The organism is Castellaniella ginsengisoli (assembly GCF_040955415.1).
Taxonomy (GTDB): Bacteria; Pseudomonadota; Gammaproteobacteria; order Burkholderiales; family Burkholderiaceae_B; genus Castellaniella; species Castellaniella ginsengisoli.
The window spans coordinates 747302-767864 of the sequence record NZ_CP158257.1; the positions used below are offsets into that span (position 1 = coordinate 747302).

General features: G+C 67.4%; 19 protein-coding genes. 15 read left to right on the plus strand and 4 right to left on the minus strand.

Annotated features, from left to right (window positions below; genetic code table 11):
• Nucleotides 1-117: 117 nt before the first annotated feature.
• The gene (ubiE, locus tag ABRZ00_RS03515; RefSeq protein ID WP_368641108.1) at nucleotides 118-894 is read right to left on the minus strand and encodes a bifunctional demethylmenaquinone methyltransferase/2-methoxy-6-polyprenyl-1,4-benzoquinol methylase UbiE; all 777 of its coding nucleotides are present in this window, start codon (nucleotides 892-894) and stop codon (nucleotides 118-120) included.
• 266 nt (nucleotides 895-1160) lie between these two features.
• On the opposite strand from ubiE, the gene phoB reads away from it, so the two are divergent.
• Complete coding sequence (gene phoB, locus ABRZ00_RS03520) at nucleotides 1161-1856, plus strand: phosphate regulon transcriptional regulator PhoB (RefSeq protein ID WP_368641107.1); 696 nt, start codon at nucleotides 1161-1163, stop codon at nucleotides 1854-1856.
• Nucleotides 1853-3190 carry a phosphate regulon sensor histidine kinase PhoR gene (gene phoR, locus ABRZ00_RS03525; protein ID WP_368641106.1) on the plus strand — a complete coding sequence of 446 codons (1338 nt, stop codon included), beginning with the start codon at nucleotides 1853-1855 and terminating at the stop codon, nucleotides 3188-3190. Before phoB ends, phoR begins: the two co-directional genes overlap by 4 nt.
• Nucleotides 3191-3207: 17 nt before the next feature.
• Here the strand turns inward: phoR and ilvA are convergent, their stop codons facing one another.
• Nucleotides 3208-4716: a threonine ammonia-lyase, biosynthetic gene (ilvA, locus tag ABRZ00_RS03530; protein ID WP_368642795.1), complete on the minus strand. Its 1509-nt coding sequence runs from the start codon at nucleotides 4714-4716 to the stop codon at nucleotides 3208-3210.
• Nucleotides 4717-5740: 1024 nt separating this feature from the next.
• Here ilvA and ABRZ00_RS03535 point away from each other — a divergent pair.
• From ABRZ00_RS03535 to ABRZ00_RS03545, 3 genes are all read left to right on the plus strand, one after another.
• Entirely contained in the window at nucleotides 5741-6637 is an 897-nt protein-coding gene (locus ABRZ00_RS03535; protein ID WP_368647834.1) for a diguanylate cyclase domain-containing protein, read from the plus strand.
• Nucleotides 6638-6693: 56 nt separating this feature from the next.
• A complete protein-coding gene (locus tag ABRZ00_RS03540) occupies nucleotides 6694-7281 on the plus strand; it encodes a YqaA family protein (protein WP_368647835.1) in 588 nt (195 codons plus the stop codon).
• Between the two features lie 123 nt (nucleotides 7282-7404).
• On the plus strand, nucleotides 7405-11337 hold the full coding sequence (locus ABRZ00_RS03545; protein WP_368641103.1) for a DUF3683 domain-containing protein: 3933 nt from the start codon (nucleotides 7405-7407) through the stop codon (nucleotides 11335-11337).
• Between the two features lie 53 nt (nucleotides 11338-11390).
• Here ABRZ00_RS03545 and ABRZ00_RS03550 read toward each other — a convergent pair whose 3' ends face one another.
• Complete coding sequence (locus tag ABRZ00_RS03550) at nucleotides 11391-11954, minus strand: adenine phosphoribosyltransferase (RefSeq protein WP_343838093.1); 564 nt, start codon at nucleotides 11952-11954, stop codon at nucleotides 11391-11393.
• 89 nt (nucleotides 11955-12043) lie between these two features.
• Here ABRZ00_RS03550 and ABRZ00_RS03555 point away from each other — a divergent pair, with 89 nt between their 5' ends.
• From ABRZ00_RS03555 to ABRZ00_RS03600, 10 genes are all read left to right on the plus strand, one after another.
• The gene (locus ABRZ00_RS03555; protein ID WP_368641102.1) at nucleotides 12044-13030 is read left to right on the plus strand and encodes an SIS domain-containing protein; all 987 of its coding nucleotides are present in this window, start codon (nucleotides 12044-12046) and stop codon (nucleotides 13028-13030) included.
• Complete coding sequence (locus tag ABRZ00_RS03560) at nucleotides 13030-13632, plus strand: phenylphosphate carboxylase subunit delta (RefSeq protein WP_343838088.1); 603 nt, start codon at nucleotides 13030-13032, stop codon at nucleotides 13630-13632. Before ABRZ00_RS03555 ends, ABRZ00_RS03560 begins: the two co-directional genes overlap by 1 nt.
• Complete coding sequence (lptC, locus tag ABRZ00_RS03565) at nucleotides 13629-14246, plus strand: LPS export ABC transporter periplasmic protein LptC (RefSeq protein WP_343838086.1); 618 nt, start codon at nucleotides 13629-13631, stop codon at nucleotides 14244-14246. The genes ABRZ00_RS03560 and lptC overlap by 4 nt, the downstream gene beginning before the upstream one ends.
• Nucleotides 14243-14842 carry a lipopolysaccharide transport periplasmic protein LptA gene (lptA, locus tag ABRZ00_RS03570; protein ID WP_368641100.1) on the plus strand — a complete coding sequence of 200 codons (600 nt, stop codon included), beginning with the start codon at nucleotides 14243-14245 and terminating at the stop codon, nucleotides 14840-14842. The genes lptC and lptA overlap by 4 nt, the downstream gene beginning before the upstream one ends.
• A gap of 5 nt (nucleotides 14843-14847) precedes the next feature.
• Complete coding sequence (gene lptB, locus ABRZ00_RS03575) at nucleotides 14848-15627, plus strand: LPS export ABC transporter ATP-binding protein (RefSeq protein WP_368641099.1); 780 nt, start codon at nucleotides 14848-14850, stop codon at nucleotides 15625-15627.
• A gap of 247 nt (nucleotides 15628-15874) precedes the next feature.
• Nucleotides 15875-16198: a ribosome hibernation-promoting factor, HPF/YfiA family gene (gene raiA, locus ABRZ00_RS03580; RefSeq protein ID WP_343838079.1), complete on the plus strand. Its 324-nt coding sequence runs from the start codon at nucleotides 15875-15877 to the stop codon at nucleotides 16196-16198.
• A gap of 104 nt (nucleotides 16199-16302) precedes the next feature.
• Nucleotides 16303-16800: a PTS sugar transporter subunit IIA gene (locus ABRZ00_RS03585; RefSeq protein WP_368640129.1), complete on the plus strand. Its 498-nt coding sequence runs from the start codon at nucleotides 16303-16305 to the stop codon at nucleotides 16798-16800.
• A complete protein-coding gene (hprK, locus tag ABRZ00_RS03590; protein WP_368641098.1) occupies nucleotides 16772-17710 on the plus strand; it encodes an HPr(Ser) kinase/phosphatase in 939 nt (312 codons plus the stop codon). The genes ABRZ00_RS03585 and hprK overlap by 29 nt, the downstream gene beginning before the upstream one ends.
• A 28-nt stretch (nucleotides 17711-17738) precedes the next feature.
• Nucleotides 17739-18614, plus strand: a complete 876-nt coding sequence (gene rapZ, locus ABRZ00_RS03595; RefSeq protein WP_343838073.1) for an RNase adapter RapZ — start codon at nucleotides 17739-17741, stop codon at nucleotides 18612-18614.
• Entirely contained in the window at nucleotides 18611-19564 is a 954-nt protein-coding gene (locus ABRZ00_RS03600) for a septal ring lytic transglycosylase RlpA family protein (protein WP_368647836.1), read from the plus strand. The genes rapZ and ABRZ00_RS03600 overlap by 4 nt, the downstream gene beginning before the upstream one ends.
• A 34-nt stretch (nucleotides 19565-19598) precedes the next feature.
• Here ABRZ00_RS03600 and rsmI read toward each other — a convergent pair whose 3' ends face one another.
• Entirely contained in the window at nucleotides 19599-20537 is a 939-nt protein-coding gene (gene rsmI / locus ABRZ00_RS03605; protein WP_368641096.1) for a 16S rRNA (cytidine(1402)-2'-O)-methyltransferase, read from the minus strand.
• Nucleotides 20538-20563: the final 26 nt, after the last annotated feature.

Genomic DNA, 20563 nt, shown 5'->3' on the forward strand with positions numbered 1-20563 from the left:
GTGAAAGTTACCACAGATCGAAGCGGCCCGCAGGGAGGAAACATCCGCTTGCACACGACATGCGAAGAGCCGCCCTCGGGCGGCCCGGTTCGGCAAAGCGGGAACGGTGGCGCCGGATCAGGCGAGCCGGACGCCTTCGTGCAGGGCGACCACGCCGGCCGTCATGTTGAAATACTGCACCCGGTCGAGCCCGGCCTCGCGCATCATGCCGGCCAGGGTGTCCTGATCGGGATGCATACGGATGGATTCGGCCAGGTAACGGTAGCTGGCCTCGTCGCCGGCGACCAGTTGACCCATTTTCGGCAGGATATTGAAGGAGTACCAGTCGTACGCGGGCGCCAGGGCGGGCGTCACGCGGGAGAATTCCAGCACCAGCAGCTTGCCGCCCGGTTTCAGCACGCGGCGCATTTCGGCCAGGGCACGATCCTTGTGGGTCATGTTGCGCAAGCCGAACGCCACCGAGACCCGGTCGAAATACCGGTCGGGGAACGGCAGGCACTCGGCATCGCAGACCGCCGCCGGCGTGACCACGCCGTGGTCCAGCAGACGGTCCCGGCCCACGCGCAGCATGGAGTCGTTGATGTCGGTCAGCCAGACCTCGCCTTCGGGGCCGACGCGGCGGGCGAAGGCCTTCGACAAGTCGCCGGTGCCTCCGGCGATGTCCAGTACCCGCATGCCCGGGCGCACCTGGGCGCGGCCGATGGTAAACGCTTTCCAGACGCGGTGCAGCCCGACCGACATCAGGTCGTTCATCACATCGTAGCGCGAAGCCACGGAATGAAAGACCTCGGCCACGCGGCGGGCCTTCTCCGTTTCTTGGACGGTCTCGAAACCGAAATGCGTCTGCGGCTCCTGGCCGGCGTCGGGTGCGGATGTACGTGCGGTTGTACTCATGATCCGCGTATCGTACCACCGTAAAAGGCCCCCACGCTGCGCAGCCTGCGGCTGCTTGCTGCCCCCGAGGGGGCGCTTTTTGCCTTGGGACGGCCCGGCGGCAAAAAAGGGCCCCACGCTGCGCAGGCTACGCCCGCTTGCTGCCCCCAATATGACAACGTCACATCAATGAAATAATGTGACCGTATGATGACTGCATGCCGGCGCCCCCCGCGCCCGGAACGGCGCGGGCCGCACGGGCCCCGCTTCCTTGCGAGATCTGCCCCATGCCCGCCACCATCCTGCTCATCGAAGACGAACCCGCGATCCAGGAACTGCTGTCCATCAATCTGCAACACGCCGGCTACACCGTACGCACGGCGCCGGACGCGCGCCAGGCCCTGGAACAGATCCAACAGGTGCGGCCCGACCTGATCCTGCTGGACTGGATGCTGCCCGACCAACCCGGCATTCGCCTGGCCCGGCAACTGCGCGGCGACGCCCGCACCCGCGAGATCCCGCTGATCATGCTGACCGCGCGCAGCGCCGAGCAGGACAAGGTCGACGGCCTGGAAGCGGGGGCCGACGACTACATCACCAAGCCTTTTTCTCCGCGCGAACTGCTGGCGCGCATCAAATCCCTGCTGCGCCGCCGGTCGCCTCAGCACACGCCCGATCCCATCGAAGCGGGCGGACTGCGGCTGGAGCCGGATTCCCGGCGCGTATCCGGCCATGGCCAGCCGCTGTCCATGGGGCCTACGGAGTTCCGCCTGCTACACTTCCTGATGACGCATGCGGAGCGCGTGTACAGCCGGAGCCAGTTGCTGGATCAGGTCTGGGGCGATCACGTCTTCGTCGAGGAGCGCACGGTGGACGTCCATATCCGCCGCTTGCGCAAGGCCCTGTCGCCCGCCGGCCTGGAAGGCACGATCCAGACTTCACGCGGGGCGGGCTACCGTTTCAGCACCAAACATCCATCATGAGCAAGACTCTTGTTTCCATCGCGCTCTGGGCGCTCGGCGGCTGGCTGCTGGGCGCCTGGCTGGGCCCCGCCACGGGCTGGGCCCTATTCGCCCTGGGCCTGCTGCTGATGGTGCTCGTCAGCGGCCTGCAACTGTCCCGCATCGCCCGCTGGGTCTGCTCGATCGACGAGCCGCCGCCGCCCTCGGTCGGTCCGTGGGACGAAATCCTGGCGCCCATCTACCGCAAACTCAAGCAGAACCGCCTGGACCTGCAAGATCGTGCGCGGAACTTCAATCGCGCCCTGCTGGCCGCCGAGGCGCTGCCCGACGGCGCCCTGACACTGGCCCCGGACAAATCCCTGCTGTGGTGCAACCAGACGGCGGCCAGCCACCTGGGACTGGACCTCGACCGCGACCGCGGCCACAGCATCCTCAATATCGTGCGGGCGCCTGAATTCGCCCGCTACGCCGACCAGCAAGCCTGGAGCCATCCCCTGATCCTGCACCTGGGCCGCAGCAGCCAGGCACGCACCCTGTCGCTGCACCTCGCCCCCTACGGCGTCGGCCAGTTCCTGATGGTGACGCGCGACATCACCCAGATCGAGCGGCTGGAAAACACGCGCAAGGATTTCGTGGCCAATGTGTCCCACGAACTGCGCACCCCGCTGACTGTGTTGTCGGGGTTCATCGAGACACTGCAGGACATGCCCGGCAACGCCCTGACCGACGCGCAGCGCGGCCACTACCTGGAACTGATGTCGCAGCAGGCCCGCAACATGCATGCGCTGGTGTCCGACCTGCTGACCTTGTCCTCGCTGGAGTCGACGCCCAATCGCGAAGGCGGCCCCGTTTTCGTCACGGCTCTGGCGCGCACCGCGCTGGCCCAGGCCCAGGCGCTGTCGGGCGGACAGCATGCGTTCGACATCCGGCTCGACGAGACGCTGCGCGTCCGCGGCCAGGATACCGAACTGGCCTCGGCCATCGGCAACCTGCTGACCAACGCCGTGCGCTACACGCCGGCGGGCGGCGCCATCACGGTAATCTGGGAGCCGACTCCGGACGGCGGCGCGGCCTACCGTGTCCAGGACACCGGCATCGGCATCGATCCAGCCGACGTTCCGCGCCTGACAGAGCGGTTCTTCCGGGCGGACCGCGGCCGGTCGCGGGCCACGGGCGGCACCGGCCTGGGCCTGGCCATCGCCAAGCACGTCGCCATGCGCCACGACGCCGTGCTGGACATCCAGAGCACGCCGGGCGAAGGCAGTGTCTTCAGTATTCTTTTCCCCGCGGCGCGCATGTGCCCGCCCGCCGAGCCGCCGGCAGCCGCCGGATCACCCTCGACCCGCGCCGCCTGAGCCGCAGGCCCGCCGCGCTACAGGAACAGCCGGTAGGCCGGGTTATCGGTTTCGTTCCAGCAGGGATAGCCCAGCGTGGACAGGAATTCCTTGAAGGCCTTCTTGTCGGCCGGCGGCACCTGGATGCCCACCAGAATCCGTCCGTAGTCATCGCCCTGGTTGCGGTAATGAAACAGGCTGATGTTCCAGTTCGGATTCATGGCGCCCAGGAACTTCATCAGGGCGCCGGGCCGCTCGGGGAATTCGAAACGGTACAGGACTTCGTTGTCGGCCAGACCCGAGTGCCCGCCCACCATGTAGCGCAGGTGGGTCTTGGCCATCTCATTGCCGGTCAGATCCAGCGTGGGGAAGTCCAGCTTGCGGAAATGCGCCGCCAGTTTCTCGATTTCAGGCTCGGAGCGGATCTGCAGACCGACGTAGACGTGCGCCTGCTCGGCATCGGAAATCCGGTAGTTGAATTCAGTCACGGCCCGCTGGCCCACCGCTTCGCACAGGCGCAGGAAGCTGCCGCGCTTTTCAGGCAGGGTAATGGCGAACAAGGCCTCGCGGGCTTCGCCGACGTCGGCGCGCTCGGCGACGAAACGCAAGCGATCGAAATTCATGTTCGCGCCGCAGGTGATGGCCACCAGCGTCTTGCCTTTCCATTTGTTCTGGGCGGCATAGCGCTTGGCGCCGGCCAGCGCCAGGGCGCCGGCGGGTTCCAGCACGCTGCGGGTGTCCTGGAAGACATCCTTGATTCCGGCGCAGATCGCATCGGTATCCACGGTCACGAAGTCGTCCACGTATTCGCGCACCAGGCGGAAGGTTTCCTGGCCCACCTGCTTGACCGCCGTGCCGTCGGAAAACAGCCCCACATCGGCCAGCCGGATCCGGCGCCCGGCCTGCACACTGCGCACCATGGCGTCGGAATCCACCGTCTGCACCCCGATGACTTTGATGTCCGGGCGCAATTGCTTGATGTAGGCCGCCACCCCCGAAATCAGGCCGCCGCCGCCGATGGCGACGAAGACCGCGTCGATGGGACCGGGATGCTGGCGCAGGATTTCCATGCCCACGGTGCCCTGGCCCGCGATCACGTCGGGATCATCGAAGGGATGCACGAAGGTCAGGCCGTCGCGCTTCTGCAGCTCGGCGGCGTGCTCGGCGGCATCGGTGAAGCTGTCGCCAAACAGCACAACGTCGCCGCCCAGGGCGCGCACCGCATCGATCTTGACCTGGGGCGTGGTCACCGGCATGACGATCACCGCCCGGCATTTCAGGCGGCTGGCCGAGAGCGCGACCCCTTGGGCATGGTTGCCGGCCGAAGCCGCGATGACGCCGCGCCGCAGTTCTTCTTCCCCGAGGTGGGCCATCTTGTTGTAGGCCCCCCGCAGCTTGAAGCTGAACACCGGTTGGGTATCTTCGCGCTTGAGCAATACGGTGTTGCCGATCCGCTTGGAAATTCGGGGCGCCAGGTCCAGCGAGGTCTCGTGTGCGACGTCATAGACTTTGGACGTCAGAATGCGTTTCAGATAATCGACGGACATGGCGCAGGCAGCGATGGACAGGGAATCAAAAAGAATATCACAGCGGTGCGCCCGGGCGCCGATCCGCCCCTCGCGGTCTGAACGGTGCCGGGCGCATCCAGGGCGGTTCACGCGGGCCGGAAAAATCTTTCCGGCCTGGATGCAATGGCTCGACAAACCCGAAGGCTGGCCGTAAAGTCCAGTTACTTTGTGGGCGAACAAGAGGCGCGGACCGCGCCGGATAAAAACGGGAGACCCCTGCGATGACTCTGTCCGCCAAGCCGGGCAGCCCAACCATGACTTCGGCTTCCAGCCGGGCGGGGCGCCGGTTGCCCTGCCTGTCACCCCTGCAGTTGCTGATCCTGCTGGTCTGCGCCGTCGCCATCGCCCTGATCTGGCTCGCCACCCTGCAACGCACAACCTTCGAGCGCGCCCAGGCCGTGGCGGCCGCCATGCGCTCCAACGCCAGCCTGGCCATCGCCTTCGAACAACAAGTCACCCGCACGCTGAAGGAAGCCGAGCAGGTCGCCGCCTTTGCCCGCCTGGAATACCGGCGCGAAGGCAGCCGCATGGATCTGACGCGCTGGGCTCAGGCGCGCGTGATCCGGGACGATGCCTTCACCATCCTGAGCATCGTCGATGAAACCGGCGCCATCGTCACCAGCACGCAGGGCCCGAGCGACGTCAACTACGCCGACCGCAATTTCTTCACGCGGCAACGCGCCGCCCGCGAGGACGTGCTCTACATGGGCCATCCCGTCCTGGGGCGGATTTCACACCAGTGGCGCGTGCCCATGTCTTTGCGCATCTCGAAGCCTGATGGCAACTTTGGCGGCGTGGTCGTCCTGGCGATCGACCCCGCCCATCTCATCACTTCCTATGGCGGGCTCCCCCTGGGCGCCTCCGATCTGCTGGAAATCGCCGGCCTGGACGGTATCCTGCGCAGCCGCCTGATCGGCACGCATGCCACCTTCGGCCTGGACCCTGGCAAACAGCCCTGGAAGCCAATGAGGCGCTCTTCCGGACCACTTTTCACCAGGCGGCCATGGGCATCGCCCGCATCGCGCCGGATGGCCGCTTCCTGGAAGTCAATGAAAAGCTCTGCCGGATGCTGGGCTATGATGCGGCCGAGCTGCTGGAGAAGACTTTGTTCGATCTCGCGGCCCCGGGCGCCCGGGACGAGGCCCGCGCGTTCCTGAAGGCCCGGTTGAAGGCGCATTTCCTCGGTCCGCCGCCCGAGATCGAGAAACCCTACCGGCGCCGCGACGGCAGCGAGCTGTGGGTTTGCGAGGCGCTCAGCGTCGTGCGCGACGCGGCCGGCATGCCGGACTTCCTCGTGGCCGCCGTACAAGACATCACGGCCCGCAAGGATCTGGAGGCCCGGCTGTCGCACGACGCCCTGCATGACGCGCTGACCGGCCTGCCCAACCGCGTCATGTTCCAGGACCGCTGCGCCCGAGCCCTGGAATCCGCACGCCGTCACAACGGCCTGGCGGCCGTGCTGTACCTGGACCTGGACGGCTTCAAGGAAGTCAACGACAGCCATGGGCATGCGATGGGAGACATCCTGCTGCAACAGGTGGCCCGGCGCCTCGAACACTGCGTACGCGCCGAGTCCGAGGACACGGTGTCCCGGTTCGGCGGCGACGAATTCGGCATTGTCCTGGCGGGATTGGACAGCATCGAGAGCGGCGAGCGGATTGTCCGCACGATTCTGGAAGCCCTGGCTCTGCCCTTTGACCTGAACGGCGACATCCAGGTCTCCATTTCCGCCAGCATCGGGGCGGCACGCCACCCGGAGCACGGGCAGGATCCCGACGCCCTGGTGGCCCATGCCGACGCCGCCATGTATGCGGCCAAGCATTCCGGCAAGAACCGGTTCAGTTGGGAGCTCCTGCCCAACGGGCCGGCCGTCCACAGCGCCGAAACGGCGCAATCCTAGCGCGCTTGGCGGCATGGGCGGATGCGCGGCGCCGCGGCGGGCTACACTTCACCACCATGGAATTCTGGCTGCAATCCTCGATCCACACCCTGCTGGCCCTGTTCGCGCTGCCCAAGGTGGGCCTGCCCGCGATCTTCCTCGTCAGCCTGATCTCGGCTACCCTGCTGCCCATGGGGTCGGAACCGGCCGTCTTCGCCTATGTGCAGATCGTGCCGTCCATGTTCTGGCCCGCCGTCCTGGTCGCCACGGCGGGCAACACGATCGGCGGCGCCATCAGCTACGCCATGGGCGCCGGAGCGGAGGCCGCCTGGCACCGCTGGCGGGCCCGGCGGGCCGGCGCGGCCGCATCTCCGGACGGCATCGATCCGCCGCCCGGTCCGCCGGCAAGCGGGCCTGCGGACCGGCCTTCACCCGGCGGCCGCTGGCATGCCTTGATCTCCCGCTGGTTCCACCGCTTCGGGCCTCCCGCGCTGCTGCTGTCCTGGCTGCCCGGCATTGGCGACCCGCTGTGCGCCGTGGCCGGCTGGCTGCGCCTGCCCTTCTGGCCCTGCGTGTTGTACATGGCCGCCGGCAAATGTCTGCGCTACGTGATCCTGACCGCCACGCTGATGCAGGCCTGGCCCTGGGTGAGCACATGGTTTTGAACGGCTTTTTTTCCGTTCGTTCATCACCCCCGGCTATAAGCTCATCCCGAATCCGGGACGTTTTACCCTTACACTAAGCCATTGCCCCTCCGGTCCTCAGGGGCACTGACCCTCGACCCCCTCATGAACGCCCCTGTTGCCCGCGAACTGCTCGCATCTCCCCAGGCGCCGCGCCTGCGCGAAATCCCCTACAACTACACTTCCTGGTCGGATCGCGAGATCGTCTGCCGGCTGCTGGGCGCAGAAGCCTGGCAAGTGCTGTCGGAACTGCGTTCGCAGCGGCGCACCGGCCGCTCGGCCCGGATGCTGTTCGAGGTGCTGGGCGATATCTGGGTCGTGCTGCGCAATCCCTATCTGCAGGACGACCTGCTGGACGACCCCAAGCGCCGCCATCTGCTGATCGAGGCCCTGGCGCATCGCCTGTCCGAAATCGACCACCGCCGGGACGACGATCACGGCCCGCGCGACGCCCAGGTCCAGAAACTGCTGGCAGCCGCCCGGGCCGCCGTGGCCGACTTCGAAGCCCGCTTCGTGGAAACGGCCAGTCTGCGCCAGGCGGCCCTGAAGAAACTGTCCCGCCTGACCCGCCGCGACAACATTCGCTTCGATGGCCTGTCGCGGGCCTCCCACGTCACCGATGCCACCGACTGGCGCGTGGAATACCCCTTCGTCGTGCTGATGCCCGACACCGAGGACGAGATCGCCGCCCTGGTGCGCGCCTGTATCCGGCTGGGCCTGACCATCATCCCGCGCGGGGGCGGCACCGGCTACACCGGCGGCGCCATCCCGCTGTCCTGGCGGTCCGTGGTCATCAATACCGAAAAACTCGATGCCATCGGACCGGTCGAGGCGATCACGCTGCCCGGGGTCGACACCCCCGTGCACACGGTATTGACCGGCGCGGGCGTGGTGACGCGTCGCGTGGCCGAGGCCGCCGAAGCCGCCGGCCGCGTCTTCGCCGTGGATCCGACTTCGGCCGACGCGTCCTGCGTGGGCGGCAACGTCGCCATGAATGCCGGCGGCAAGAAGGCCGTTCTCTGGGGCACGGCGCTGGACAACCTGGCCTGGTGGCGCATGGTGGACCCCCAGGGCAACTGGCTGGAAATCACCCGCCTGGACCACAACCTGGGCAAGATCCACGAGGCCGACGAGGCCCGCTTCGAGCTCAAATGGTTCGACGGCGCCAAGCCTCCGGGCCACACGCTGCTGAAGACCGAAATCCTGGCCATCGAGGGCCGGCGCTTCCGCAAGGCCGGCCTGGGCAAGGACGTCACCGACAAGTTCCTCGCCGGCCTGCCCGGCGTGCAAAAAGAAGGCTGCGACGGCCTGATCACCGCCGCGCGCTGGATCCTGCACCGCATGCCCGCGCACACGCGCACCGTCTGCATGGAGTTCTTCGGCCAGGCGAAGCTGGCCGTCCCCTCCATCGTCGAGGTCAAGCACTACCTGGACATCCAAGGCCGCGGCCAGGGCGTGCTGCTCGCCGGGCTGGAACACCTGGATGAGCGCTACCTGCGCGCCGTCGGCTACGCCACCAAGAGCAAGCGCGGCACCCTGCCCAAGATGATCCTGATCGGCGACATCGTCGGCGACGACGAAAACGCCGTCGCCCTGGCCGCCAGCGAAGTCGTGCGCATCGCCAATTCGCGCCATGGCGAAGGTTTCATCGCCGCCAGCCCGGAGGCCCGCAAGAAGTTCTGGCTGGACCGCGCCCGCACCGCCGCTATCGCGCGCCATACCAACGCCTTCAAAATCAACGAAGACGTCGTGATCCCGCTGGCGCGCATGGGCGAATACACCGACGCCATCGAGCGCATCAACATCGAGCTGTCCACCCGCAACAAGCTGCGCCTGGTCGATGCCCTGGAAACCTACCTGCAGGGCGATCTGCCGATCGGCAAGACCGAAGACCCCGACGACGCCGAACACACGCGCGACACCATCCTGTCCGCCCGCCGCCGCGACGCCCTGGACACGCTGGCCGCCGTACGCCGCCGCTGGGCCTGGCTGCTGGATCACCTGGACGCGCCGCTGGCCGACAGTCTGGACACCCTGTCCTCTCTGGGCCTGGACGCGCGCCTGCCCGAATTGGCCGAGCGCCTGACCGCCCAGCCCGACGCGCGCATCATCGATCTGGTCCAGGATCACACCCTGCGGATTTCCTGGAAGACCGACATCCGCAGCGCCATGGAGCGCCATTTCGCGGGCGCCGAATGCGCCGCCGTCCTGGCCGGCCTGCAGTCCACCCACGACCGCATCCTGAAAAGCCGGGTCTTCGTCGCCCTGCACATGCACGCGGGCGACGGCAACGTCCACACCAACATTCCCGTCAACTCCGACGACTATGAAATGCTGCGCGAGGCCAACGACGCCGTGGCCCGCATCATGGACATCGCCCGCAGCCTGGACGGCGTCATCTCGGGCGAACACGGCATCGGCCTGACGAAATACGAATTCCTCAGCGAGGCCGAACTCGCCCCCTTCCAGGACTACAAGCGCCGCATCGACCCCGAGGGCCGCTTCAACGCCGGCAAGCTGATGCCCGGCGCCGACCTGTCGCGCGCCTGGACGCCCAGTTTCAACCTGCTGGGCTATGAATCGCTGATCATGCAGCGCACCGAGATCGGCGCCATCTCGAACGCCATCAAGGATTGCCTGCGCTGCGGCAAGTGCAAACCCGTGTGCGCCACCCATGTGCCGCGCGCCAACCTGCTCTACTCCCCGCGCAACAAGATCCTGGCCACCTCGCTGCTGATCGAGGCCTTCCTGTACGAGGAGCAGACCCGGCGTGGCGTCAGCATCCGGCACTGGGAAGAATTCGAGGACGTCGGCGACCACTGCACGCTATGCCACAAGTGCTTCAACCCCTGTCCGGTGGACATCGACTTCGGCGACGTATCCATGGACATGCGCGCCTTGCTGCGCCGCATGGGCAAGAAATCCTTCAACCCGGGCACGGCCGCGTCGATGTTCTTCCTCAACGCCAAGGACCCGCGCGTCATCAAGGCCACGCGGGCCGCCATGATCGGCATGGGCTACAAGGCCCAGCGCCTGGCCCACGACCTGCTGGCCCCGGTCGCGAAAAAGCAGGTGGCCCACCCCCCGGCCACCGTGGGCAAGGCGCCGGTGCGCGAGCAGGTGATCCACTTCGTCAACAAGAAGATGCCCGGCGGCCTGCCCAAGCAGACCGCCCGCAAACTGCTGGATATCGAAGATCCGCACATCATCCCGATCATCCGCAATCCGGCCGCCACCGCTCCCGACAGCGAGGCCGTGTTTTACTTCCCGGGGTGCGGGTCCGAGCGCCTGTTCTCCCAGGTCGGCCTGGCGACCCAAGCCATGCTGTGGCACGTGGGCGTGCAAACCGTGCTGCCGCCCGGCTATCTGTGCTGCGGCTACCCCCAGCGCGGCAACGGCATGGCCGACAAGGCCGAGCAAATCTCCACGGACAACCGCGTGCTGTTTCACCGCATGGCCACCACGCTGAACTATCTGGACATCAAGACGGTCGTGGTCAGTTGCGGCACCTGCTACGACCAGCTCGAAAGCTACCAGTTCGACAAGATATTCCCCGGCTGCCGGCTGATCGACATCCATGAATACCTGCTGGAAAAAGGCGTGGATATCGCCGGCGTGCAGGGCGTGCGCTATATCTACCACGACCCCTGCCACACGCCCATGAAACAGCAGGATCCGATGAAGACGGTGAAATCCCTGCTCGGCGAGGACAATGCCATCAAGACCGACCGTTGCTGCGGCGAATCCGGCACGCTGGCAGTCTCGCGGCCGGACGTCTCCACCCAGATCCGCTTCCGCAAGCAGGAAGAACTGGCGAAGAACACCGCCGCCATCCGCGCCGACGGCTTCCAGGGCGAGGTGAAGATGGTGACATCCTGTCCGTCCTGTCTCCAGGGCCTGGCGCGCTACGAACAGGACACGGGGCTGTCGGCCGACTACATCGTGGTCGAGATGGCCAAACACCTGCTGGGCGAGAACTGGATGCCGGACTACGTGAAGGCCGCCAACGCGGGCGGTATCGAACGGGTGCTGGTGTAGCGGCCGGGGTCAAGCCCCCTGCGGTCCCGCGGCGCGTCGGGGCCGCAGGGGGGCTATCCAGCCGTTGATTCCGCGCCCGCCTCGAACTCGCAGACCGTATACACCGGCAGGCCCGAGTCACGCACCACCTTCGAGCCGCCCAGATCGGGCAGGTCGATGATGGCGGCGGCCTCGGCCACATTGGCCCCCAGGCGCTGCAACAGGCGGGATGCCGCCAGCATCGTGCCGCCGGTGGCGATCAGATCGTCGATCAGCAGCACGCGCTGGCCGGGCCGCACCGAATCCGTGTGCATTTCCACCGTGGCGTTGCCGTATTCCAGCGCGTATTCCTCCGCGACCGTGCGAAACGGCAGCTTGCCCTGCTTGCGCACCGGCACGAACCCCAGGTTCAACTCATAGGCCAGCACCGACCCCACGATGAAACCGCGCGCGTCGATCCCCGCCACCAGGTCCAGCCGCTGGCGCATGTAGCGGTAGACGAACAGGTCGATCAGCACCCGGAACGAGCGCGGATCCTGGAGAACCGGGGTGATGTCGCGAAACTGCACGCCCGGCTTCGGCCAATCGGGCACGGTGCGGATCGTATCGCGGATGTACTGGGCCGGATCGGTTTGCATGGGAAGTCCTGGGGCAAAGGCATGAGGGCGGGCACAGTTTAACAAGCCCTCCCCCTCACCGGGGGGCCTATTCCGCTTAAAATCGCGGGATGCATCCCCATCCCCAACCCAGCCCGGAGGCGGTCCGCGCCAGCGCCGACCGCACCTTCGGCATCGAAATCCAGGCCCTGCAGGCGCTGCAGCGCCGCATCGACGCGCGCTTCGTCCAGGCGGTCGGCATGATCCTCGACTGCCCGGGCCGGGTCGTCGTCACCGGCATCGGCAAATCCGGCCACGTCGCCCGCAAGATCGCCGCCACGCTGGCCTCCACCGGCACGCCGGCCTTTTTCATGCATGCGGCCGAAGCCATTCACGGCGACCTCGGCATGCTCACCGGCCAGGACATCCTGCTGGCCATTTCCTATTCGGGCTCGGCGCACGAACTGATCACCATCATTTCCGTGGCCAAGCGCATGGGCACGCGCATCATCGCCCTGACCGGCCATGCCGGCTCCGAACTGGCCCGCAACGCCGACCTGGCGCTGGACGCCGCCGTGGACCAGGAAGCCTGCCCCCTGAACCTCGCGCCCACCGCCAGCACCACGGCCGCCCTGGTGCTGGGCGACGCCATCGCCGTCGCCTGCCTGGAGGCCCGCGGCTTCAACCGCGAAGACTTCGCCCGCTCGCACCCCGGCGGCGCCCTGGGCCGGCGGCTGCTGACTTCCGTGGCCGACATCATGCGCAGCGGCGCGGCCTTGCCGCGCGTGGCCCCCGGAACCCTGATCCCGGACGCCCTCACCGAAATGTCCGCCAAGGGCATGGGCATGGCCATCGTCCTGGAAGACAAGCGCCCCGTGGGCCTGTTCACCGACGGCGACCTGCGCCGCATGATCGCCCAGCACGGCGACATCCGCGCCCTGCCGGTCTCGGCCGGCATGAGCCGCCATCCGCGCTCGATCCCGGCCGAGGCGCCCGCCATCGAGGCGGCCTCCATCATGGACGCGCACAAGCTCAACCAGATGCTGGTGCTCGACGGCGACGGGCTATTATTGGGGGCTCTGCACATGCACGACCTCCTCGCCGCAAAGGTCATCTGATGAACGAACTGCCCGGTTTCTCCCACCCCGCCGAAGCCCAGATCCTGGCCCGCATCCCGGAAGCGGTCCGCGAGCGCGCCCGCGCCGTGCGCCTGATGGTGTTCGACGTGGACGGCATCCTGACCGACGGCAGCCTTTGGTACGGCGAGCAGGGCGAGGCCGTCAAGCCTTTCAACGCGCTCGACGGCCATGGCCTGCGGCTGCTGCGCGAACAGGGTATCCGCGTCGCCTGGGTCAGTGGCCGCAAGAGCGCCATCACGGCCCGCCGGGCGGCGGAGCTGGGCATTGCGCCCGCCCTCCAGGGCGTCCGCGACAAGATCACCACGGTCGAGGAACTCGCCCGCGAGGCCGGCCTGTCGCTGCAGGCCGTGGGCTACATGGGCGACGACATCATCGACCTGCCCGTACTGCAGCGGGTCGGCTTTGCCGCCAGCGTGCCCAACGCCCCCTTCTACATCGGCCAGACGGCCCACTGGATCAGCACGCTGCGCGGCGGCGCGGGCGCGGTGCGCGAATGCTGCGACCTGATCCTGGCGGCCCAGGGCCGCCTGGGCGCCTGTTTCACGGCCTCCCTGTCCACACTGGGCGGAGCCATCCAGTGAAAGAACGCCTGCCCAGCCTCGTCGCCGTGCTCCTGCTCGGCCTGCTGGTGCTGGGCACCTGGTGGGCGTCCGACTACGCCTTGCGCTCAATCCAGATCGACCCGCCCCGGCGCATCACGCATGAACGCGACTCCTGGTCGGACCGGTTCACGATGGTGCGCACCGATGCCCAGGGGCGCGCCATCAACCGGCTCGAGGGCGCGGCCATGGAGCACTTCCCCGATACCGGCGCCTATGAGATCACCGCGCCACGCGCCGTCGGACATCAGCCCGGCTCGCCCATCACCGAAGGCACCGCCGACCACGGCACGCTCGAAGAGCGCAGCGACCGCATCGTGCTCAATGGCAACGCCCACCTGAAACGCCTGCCCGACGCCGACCACCAGTTGCTCGACGTGCGCAGCACCCAGCTCATCATCGAGCCCGATCGTGATCTGGTCCACACGGACCGGCCCGCGGTGGTCATCAACGGCCACTCCACGCTGCGAGGCAAGGGCATGCGCTACGATAACCGCACGCGCCAACTGACCGTCACCGCGGCCAGCGACGTCAAGATCTCGGGCGAAGACCAGGCCGCCCGCAACGCCGGATCCAAAAAGAACGCACAGCCATGAAAACCTCGCCTTTCGCCTCGATCGCTTCGATCGCCGCCTGCGCCCTGCTTCTGGCTGCCCAGGCGGCCCACGCGCAGAACACGACCGCGCCGGGGGACGAACCCGATACAGTGATCCTGTCCGACACCCTGCACTACGACGACGTCAACAAGACCAGCACGTTCACCGGCAATGTCGTCCTGACCCGGGGCGCCATGACGCTGCGCAGCGATAAGCTCGTCACCCGCGAGGACGCCCAGGGCAACCAGTTCGGCACGGCCACGGCCGTGCCCGGCGGGGTCGTCACCATCCGCCAGGAAAATCCCGAGAAATTCGAAACCCTCATCGCCACCGGCCAGCAAGCCGACTATGCGGGCGCGGCGGGCGACATCACCCTGACGGGCCAGGCCACCGTGATCCGCCAGGTCTGCGGCAAGACCTTCGACACCGTGCGCGGCGCCCGCATCATCTACCACGACAAGACCGGCACCTACGAAGCGTTCGGCGGCAAGAACTCGGCGGCCGCCGGCGGGCGCGTGCGCTCTCTGGCCCAACCCCAGTCCCGCATCGATCAGGCCATCGCGGAATGCAAGGCCAAGAAATCAGGCCGCCCGTAACTCCCATGCCTCCACACGAGCCCCCCTTCTCCGCCGCCGAGGCCTCCGGCAGCCTCCAGGCCATCGGCCTGGGCAAAACCTTCGGCCGGCGCGCCGTCGTCCAGGACGTTTCCCTGTCGGTGGACAGCGGCGAGGTCGTCGGCCTGCTCGGCCCCAACGGCGCCGGCAAGACCACCAGCTTCTACATGATCGTCGGCTTGATCCCGGCCGACACCGGCCGCATCCTGATCGACCACCACGAGGTCACCGGCATCCCCATGCACCGGCGCGCCCGGCTGGGCCTGTCTTATCTGCCCCAGGATGCTTCGGTCTTTCGCCGCCTGACGGTGGAACAGAACATCCGCGCGGTCCTGGAGCTGCAGCGCGATGCCGAAGGCCATGCGCTTTCGGCCGCCGCCCTGGAAGACCGCCTGGAATCCCTGATCGACGAACTCCAGATCGAACACATCCGCCGCAACATGGCGATCTCTCTGTCGGGCGGCGAGCGCCGCCGGGTGGAAATCGCCCGCGCCCTGGCCACCAATCCGCGCTTCATCCTGCTGGACGAACCGTTCGCCGGAGTGGACCCGATCGCCGTGATCGAGATCCAGCGCATCGTGCAATTCCTGAAGAGCCGCAACATCGGCGTGCTGATCACCGACCACAACGTGCGGGAAACCCTGGGGATCTGCGACCGCGCCTACATCATCAGCGAAGGCTGCGTCCTGACCAGCGGCCACCCCAGCGAAATCGTGGACAACGAGGCCGTGCGCCAGGTCTACCTGGGGAAGAACTTCCGGATGTAAAGAAAAGGCCCCCGAGGGGGCCTTTTTCGTCTTGGGGCGGCCCGGCGGCGACAAAGCCGCTGCAAGAGGCGCATCCAGACACAGTCTCTGCGAATCGATCTTAGTATCTTACACCGGAAGCAGGCGCTTGATGTGGCGGAGGTAATCGGTACACTGGGCTTGTCATCAAACCGTCAAAAGGAGGCCAACCCCATCCGTACCCGGTTCCTCCCGGAACCCTTCCCGTCTTTCCGCAAGGAGTCTGCATATGAGCCTGACAATCACCGGTCGCAATCTGGAAATCACCCCGGCCATCCGCGAATACGTCCACACCAAGACGGCGCGCGTCCTGCGGCACTTCGATCAGGTCATCGACACCCAGGTCATGCTTTCCATCGAACCTCTGAAGCACACCGCCGAAATTACCATGCGCCTGCGTGGCAAAGACCTGCACTGCGAAGCCTCGGATGAAAACCTGTACGCGGCCATCGATCTGCTGGTCGACAAAGCCGACCGCCAGGTCATCAAGTACAAGACCAAGGCTCAGAGTTACGCCCACGAACCCCCAAAACGTCAGGAAATGACCGCCTGACGGGATCCCCGAGGGCCGATTCCGTCGGCCCGGCACGACACATGGCCTCGAGACGCCCGTCCGGGGCCATATTGTTGACGGCCCATTTCCCTATAATGGACGCCATGAATCTCACACCTCGCATCCTGCCGCCGGAGAACATCGTTCTGGATCTGGCAGCCACCAGCAAGAAGCGCGCCTTCGAGCACGCCGGCCTGCTGTTCGAAAACCACCAAGGCGTCGCCCGCACGGCGGTCTTCCACAGCCTGCTGGCCCGCGAACGGCTGGGATCGACCGCGCTGGGCCACGAGGTCGCCATTCCGCACGGACGGCTGAAAGATCTGCGTGAACCGCACGCCGCCTTCATCCGGCTGGCCGACCCGGTCCGCTTCGACGCCAACGACGGGCGCACCGCCCGACTGCTGTTCTTCCTGCTGATCCCGGAAACCGCCACCCAGACCCACCTGGATCTGCTGGCTGGCATCGCCCGCCTGATGTCCGACGCCGGCATCCGCCAGGCCCTGGCGCAGTCCACGGACCCCCAGGAAGTCCATCAACTCATCCTGACTGGCGCGAGCGCCCCGGCCTCTGAACATGCTGACCATCCAAGAGCTGATTCGTGACAACACCGAGAAGATCCCCTTCTCCTGGATTGCGGGGCGGGACGGCGCCGAGCAGCGCCTGATTTCCGACACCGGCGGCGCCGCGGCCGACCTGGTCGGCCACCTGAACCTGATCCACCCGGGGCGCATCCAGGTATTCGGCGCCGAGGAAATGTCCTACTACCTGCGGCTCGATCCGCGCCGCAGGCAGCACCACCTGGACGAACTGGTGGCCGGCGGCGTGCCGGCCATCTTTCTGGCGGCCGACACCCGGGCGCCGGACGATCTCCGGGACTACTGCCAGAAAAATGGCATCCCCCTGCTGGCGACGCCCACCGACGCCGCCCTGTTGATCGACTTGCTGCGCATCTACCTGGGCAAGCGCATGGCGCCCAAGACCACGGTGCACGGCGTCTTCATGGACGTCCTGGGCCTGGGCGTACTGATCACCGGCGAGTCGGGCCTGGGCAAGAGCGAGCTGGCGCTGGAACTCATCTCCCGCGGCCACGGGCTCGTGGCCGACGACGCCGTCGAGCTGTCCCGCACCGCGCCGAACTTCGTCGAGGGCCAGTGCCCGCCCCTGTTGCAGAATCTGCTCGAAGTCCGCGGCCTGGGACTGCTGGACATCCGCACGATCTTCGGCGAGACCTCGGTCCGCCGGAAAATGAAGATCAAGCTCATCGTGCATCTCGTCCGCATGACGCCGGACACCTTCGAACGCCTGCCGACGCAGGACGAATACCAGGACATCCTCGGCATCCCGATCCGCCGGGTGATGCTTCAAGTGGCGGCCGGCCGCAACCTTGCCGTGCTGGTCGAGGCCGCCGTGCGCAACACCATCCTCAATCTGCGCGGCATCGACACCATGGGCGAATTCATCGAGCGCCAGGCCCTGGCCATCATGGAGAGCTCGCGGGAGGCCCGCCCATGAACCGACGCCCGGCGGCGCGGCGCACGCCATGCTGAACATCGTCCTGATCACCGGCATCTCGGGCTCCGGCAAGTCGGTGGCCCTGCGCATGCTGGAAGACACCGGCTACACCTGCATCGACAACCTGCCCGTGCGTTTCCTGCATGAATTCATCGCCAGCACCCGCGACAGCGGGCTGGAGCGGATCGCGGTCGCCATCGACGTGCGCACGCCGGGCGACCTGGACGACCTGCCCGGCATCCTCACCAGCCTGCGCGCCATGGGCACGGCGCTGCACGTGATCTTCCTGGACGCCGACGACAACACCCTGATGCAGCGCTATTCCGAATCCCGGCGCCGCCATCCCCTGACGGACCGCCTGCGGCACCAGGGCCTGGATCCTTCGCTGCAGGACTGCATCACCCGCGAACGGGAACTGCTGGCTCCCTTGCGCAATCAGGAACACGTCATCGATACGTCCGACCTGACGCCCGGCCAATTGCGCGCCTGGATGCGCGACCTGGTCCAGACGGACCGCGCCTCGGTGATCCTGACCTTCGAATCCTTCGCCTACAAGCGCGGCGTGCCTCACGATGCCGACCTGGTCTTCGACGTGCGCTGCCTGCCCAATCCCCACTACGACGCGCAACTGCGCCCCCTGACGGGACGGGACGCCCCGGTCGCCGCCTGGCTGGCACAGTTCGGCAGCGTCGAAGCCATGATCGAGGACATCGCCGCCTTCATCCGCAAGTGGCTGCCCCTGTACATGCAAGACACACGCAACTATCTGACCGTGGCCATCGGCTGCACCGGCGGCCAGCACCGCTCCGTCTACGTCACCGAACAGCTCGCCCGGCGCTTCGCCGACCATTCCCCCCTACTGGTCCGCCATCGCAACCCCATGCTGCAGGAGACCCGGCCATGAATGCCCCGAACCCTCGCGCCGCGGCCCACACTCGCCTGGCGCAACGGCTAGCGCTGGGCCTGCTGGGCGCCGCGCTGGTCGTCCTGGCGGGCTGCGCTTCGCGCTCGGGCGGCTACTACAAGGACGACGGCCCCGGCCGCGACATCCCAGCCGACATCGCCTCCATCCCCGATGCCGTGCCGCGCCTCGAACGGCATGCCCCGGCCAATTTCCGCGCCTATGAGGTGTTCGGCGTGCGCTACGTACCGATCGCCGAAAACCAGCCCTACCGCCAAGAAGGCATCGCCTCGTGGTACGGCCGGAAGTTCCACGGCGAGAAAACCGCCAACGGCGAAACCTACGACATGTACGCCATGACGGCAGCGCATCCGACCCTGCCGATTCCCAGCTACGCCCGGGTCACCCGGGTCGGCACCAACCGCTCGGTGGTCGTGCGCATCAACGACCGGGGCCCCTTCCACCCGGGGCGCATCATCGATCTTTCCTATGTGGCCGCCGCCAAGCTGGGTCTGATCGGCCCCGGCAGCGGCCGCGTGGTCGTCCAGGCCATCACCAATGCCGACATCCGCGCCGGACGCTATCCGGGCGCTCCGCGGACAGCATCGGCGGCCCCGCCGCCCGAGCCGGCCCCCACCCAGCCGGCCCTTCTGACGGCCGAACCTCTGGAGCCGCTGGCACCGATGGCGCCCATCTCCGCTGCGCCGCAGGCGGGCGGCATCTACCTGCAATTCGGTGCGTTCTCGTCGGCACAAAACGCGCAGGCGCTGGCCAGCCGCGTCAACATCGAGGCCTCCGGGCTGGCCGGCACCGCAACCGTGTCCCACCAGCCGCCGCTCTACAAAGTCCGCATGGGGCCCTATCTGTCGCGCGACGAAGCCGCCCGGGCCGCCTCGCAACTGGCGGAATCCGTCGATCTGAATCCGGTGATCGCCCTGGACCAGGGGCTCTGACCCGCATCCGCGACAGGCGCCGGGCAAGGCCCGATCAGCGGTCCGCCCGCTCCCGGGCCAAAGCCCAGGCGTAAAGCCGATCGCGCGCCAGGCCCGTGGCCCGTGCGCCGATCCGCGCGGCATCGCGCACAGAGAGGTCTTCCAGCAAGGATTCCATCAGCCGGCGCTGCTCGGGCGTCAACGCCTCGTCCGGCTCGGCCGCCCGCTCGCCGGCATGCACCACCAGCACGAATTCACCCTGTTCCCGATGGGCGTCCTCATCCAGCCAGGCCAGGGCCTCGCCCGCCGGCAAGGTATGGATCTCCTCGAAACGTTTGCTCAGCTCGCGCGCGATCGTCACCCGCCGCGCCGGTCCGGCCGCCGCCGCGAGCTCCTGCAGCGCTGCCCGCAGCCGGTGCGGCGCCTCGAACATCACCACCGGCACCGGCCAGGCGAGCCACCGGTCCAGCCACTTGCGGCGCGCCTGGGCCTTGGGCGGCATGAAACCGGCAAAGGCAAACTCAGGCGTCTCGTCGCTGGTGGCGCCGCTCGCCATGAGCGCGGCGATGACGGCGCTGGGCCCCGGCAAAGGCACGACCCGGTAGCCGGCCGCCCGGACTTCGCGCACCACCCGCGCGCCCGGATCACTGACGGCGGGCGCGCCGGCATCGGACACCAGGGCAATGCGTTCGCCCCGGGCCAATCGGCCGATCACCGCTTGGGCGGCGTCGCGTTCATTGTGGCGATGCGCCGCCAGCAGCGGCGTCGCGAGGCCCCAGGCGTCCAGCAGCGTCCGGGTGGTGCGCGTGTCCTCGGCCGCAATCGCATCGCAGCGGCGCAGCGCCTCCCAGGCGCGCAGACTCAGATCCTCCAGATTGCCGATCGGCGTGGCGACCACATACAAGCAGCCCGCCGGCCAGGATTGCCCCGCCGCCAGCTCGGCGTGACGTTTCCACGTCGGCCCGGCCTTTTCCCAGTCTGCACTGTCCGTCATACTCGATTCTTCCTCTTGTGGATTGG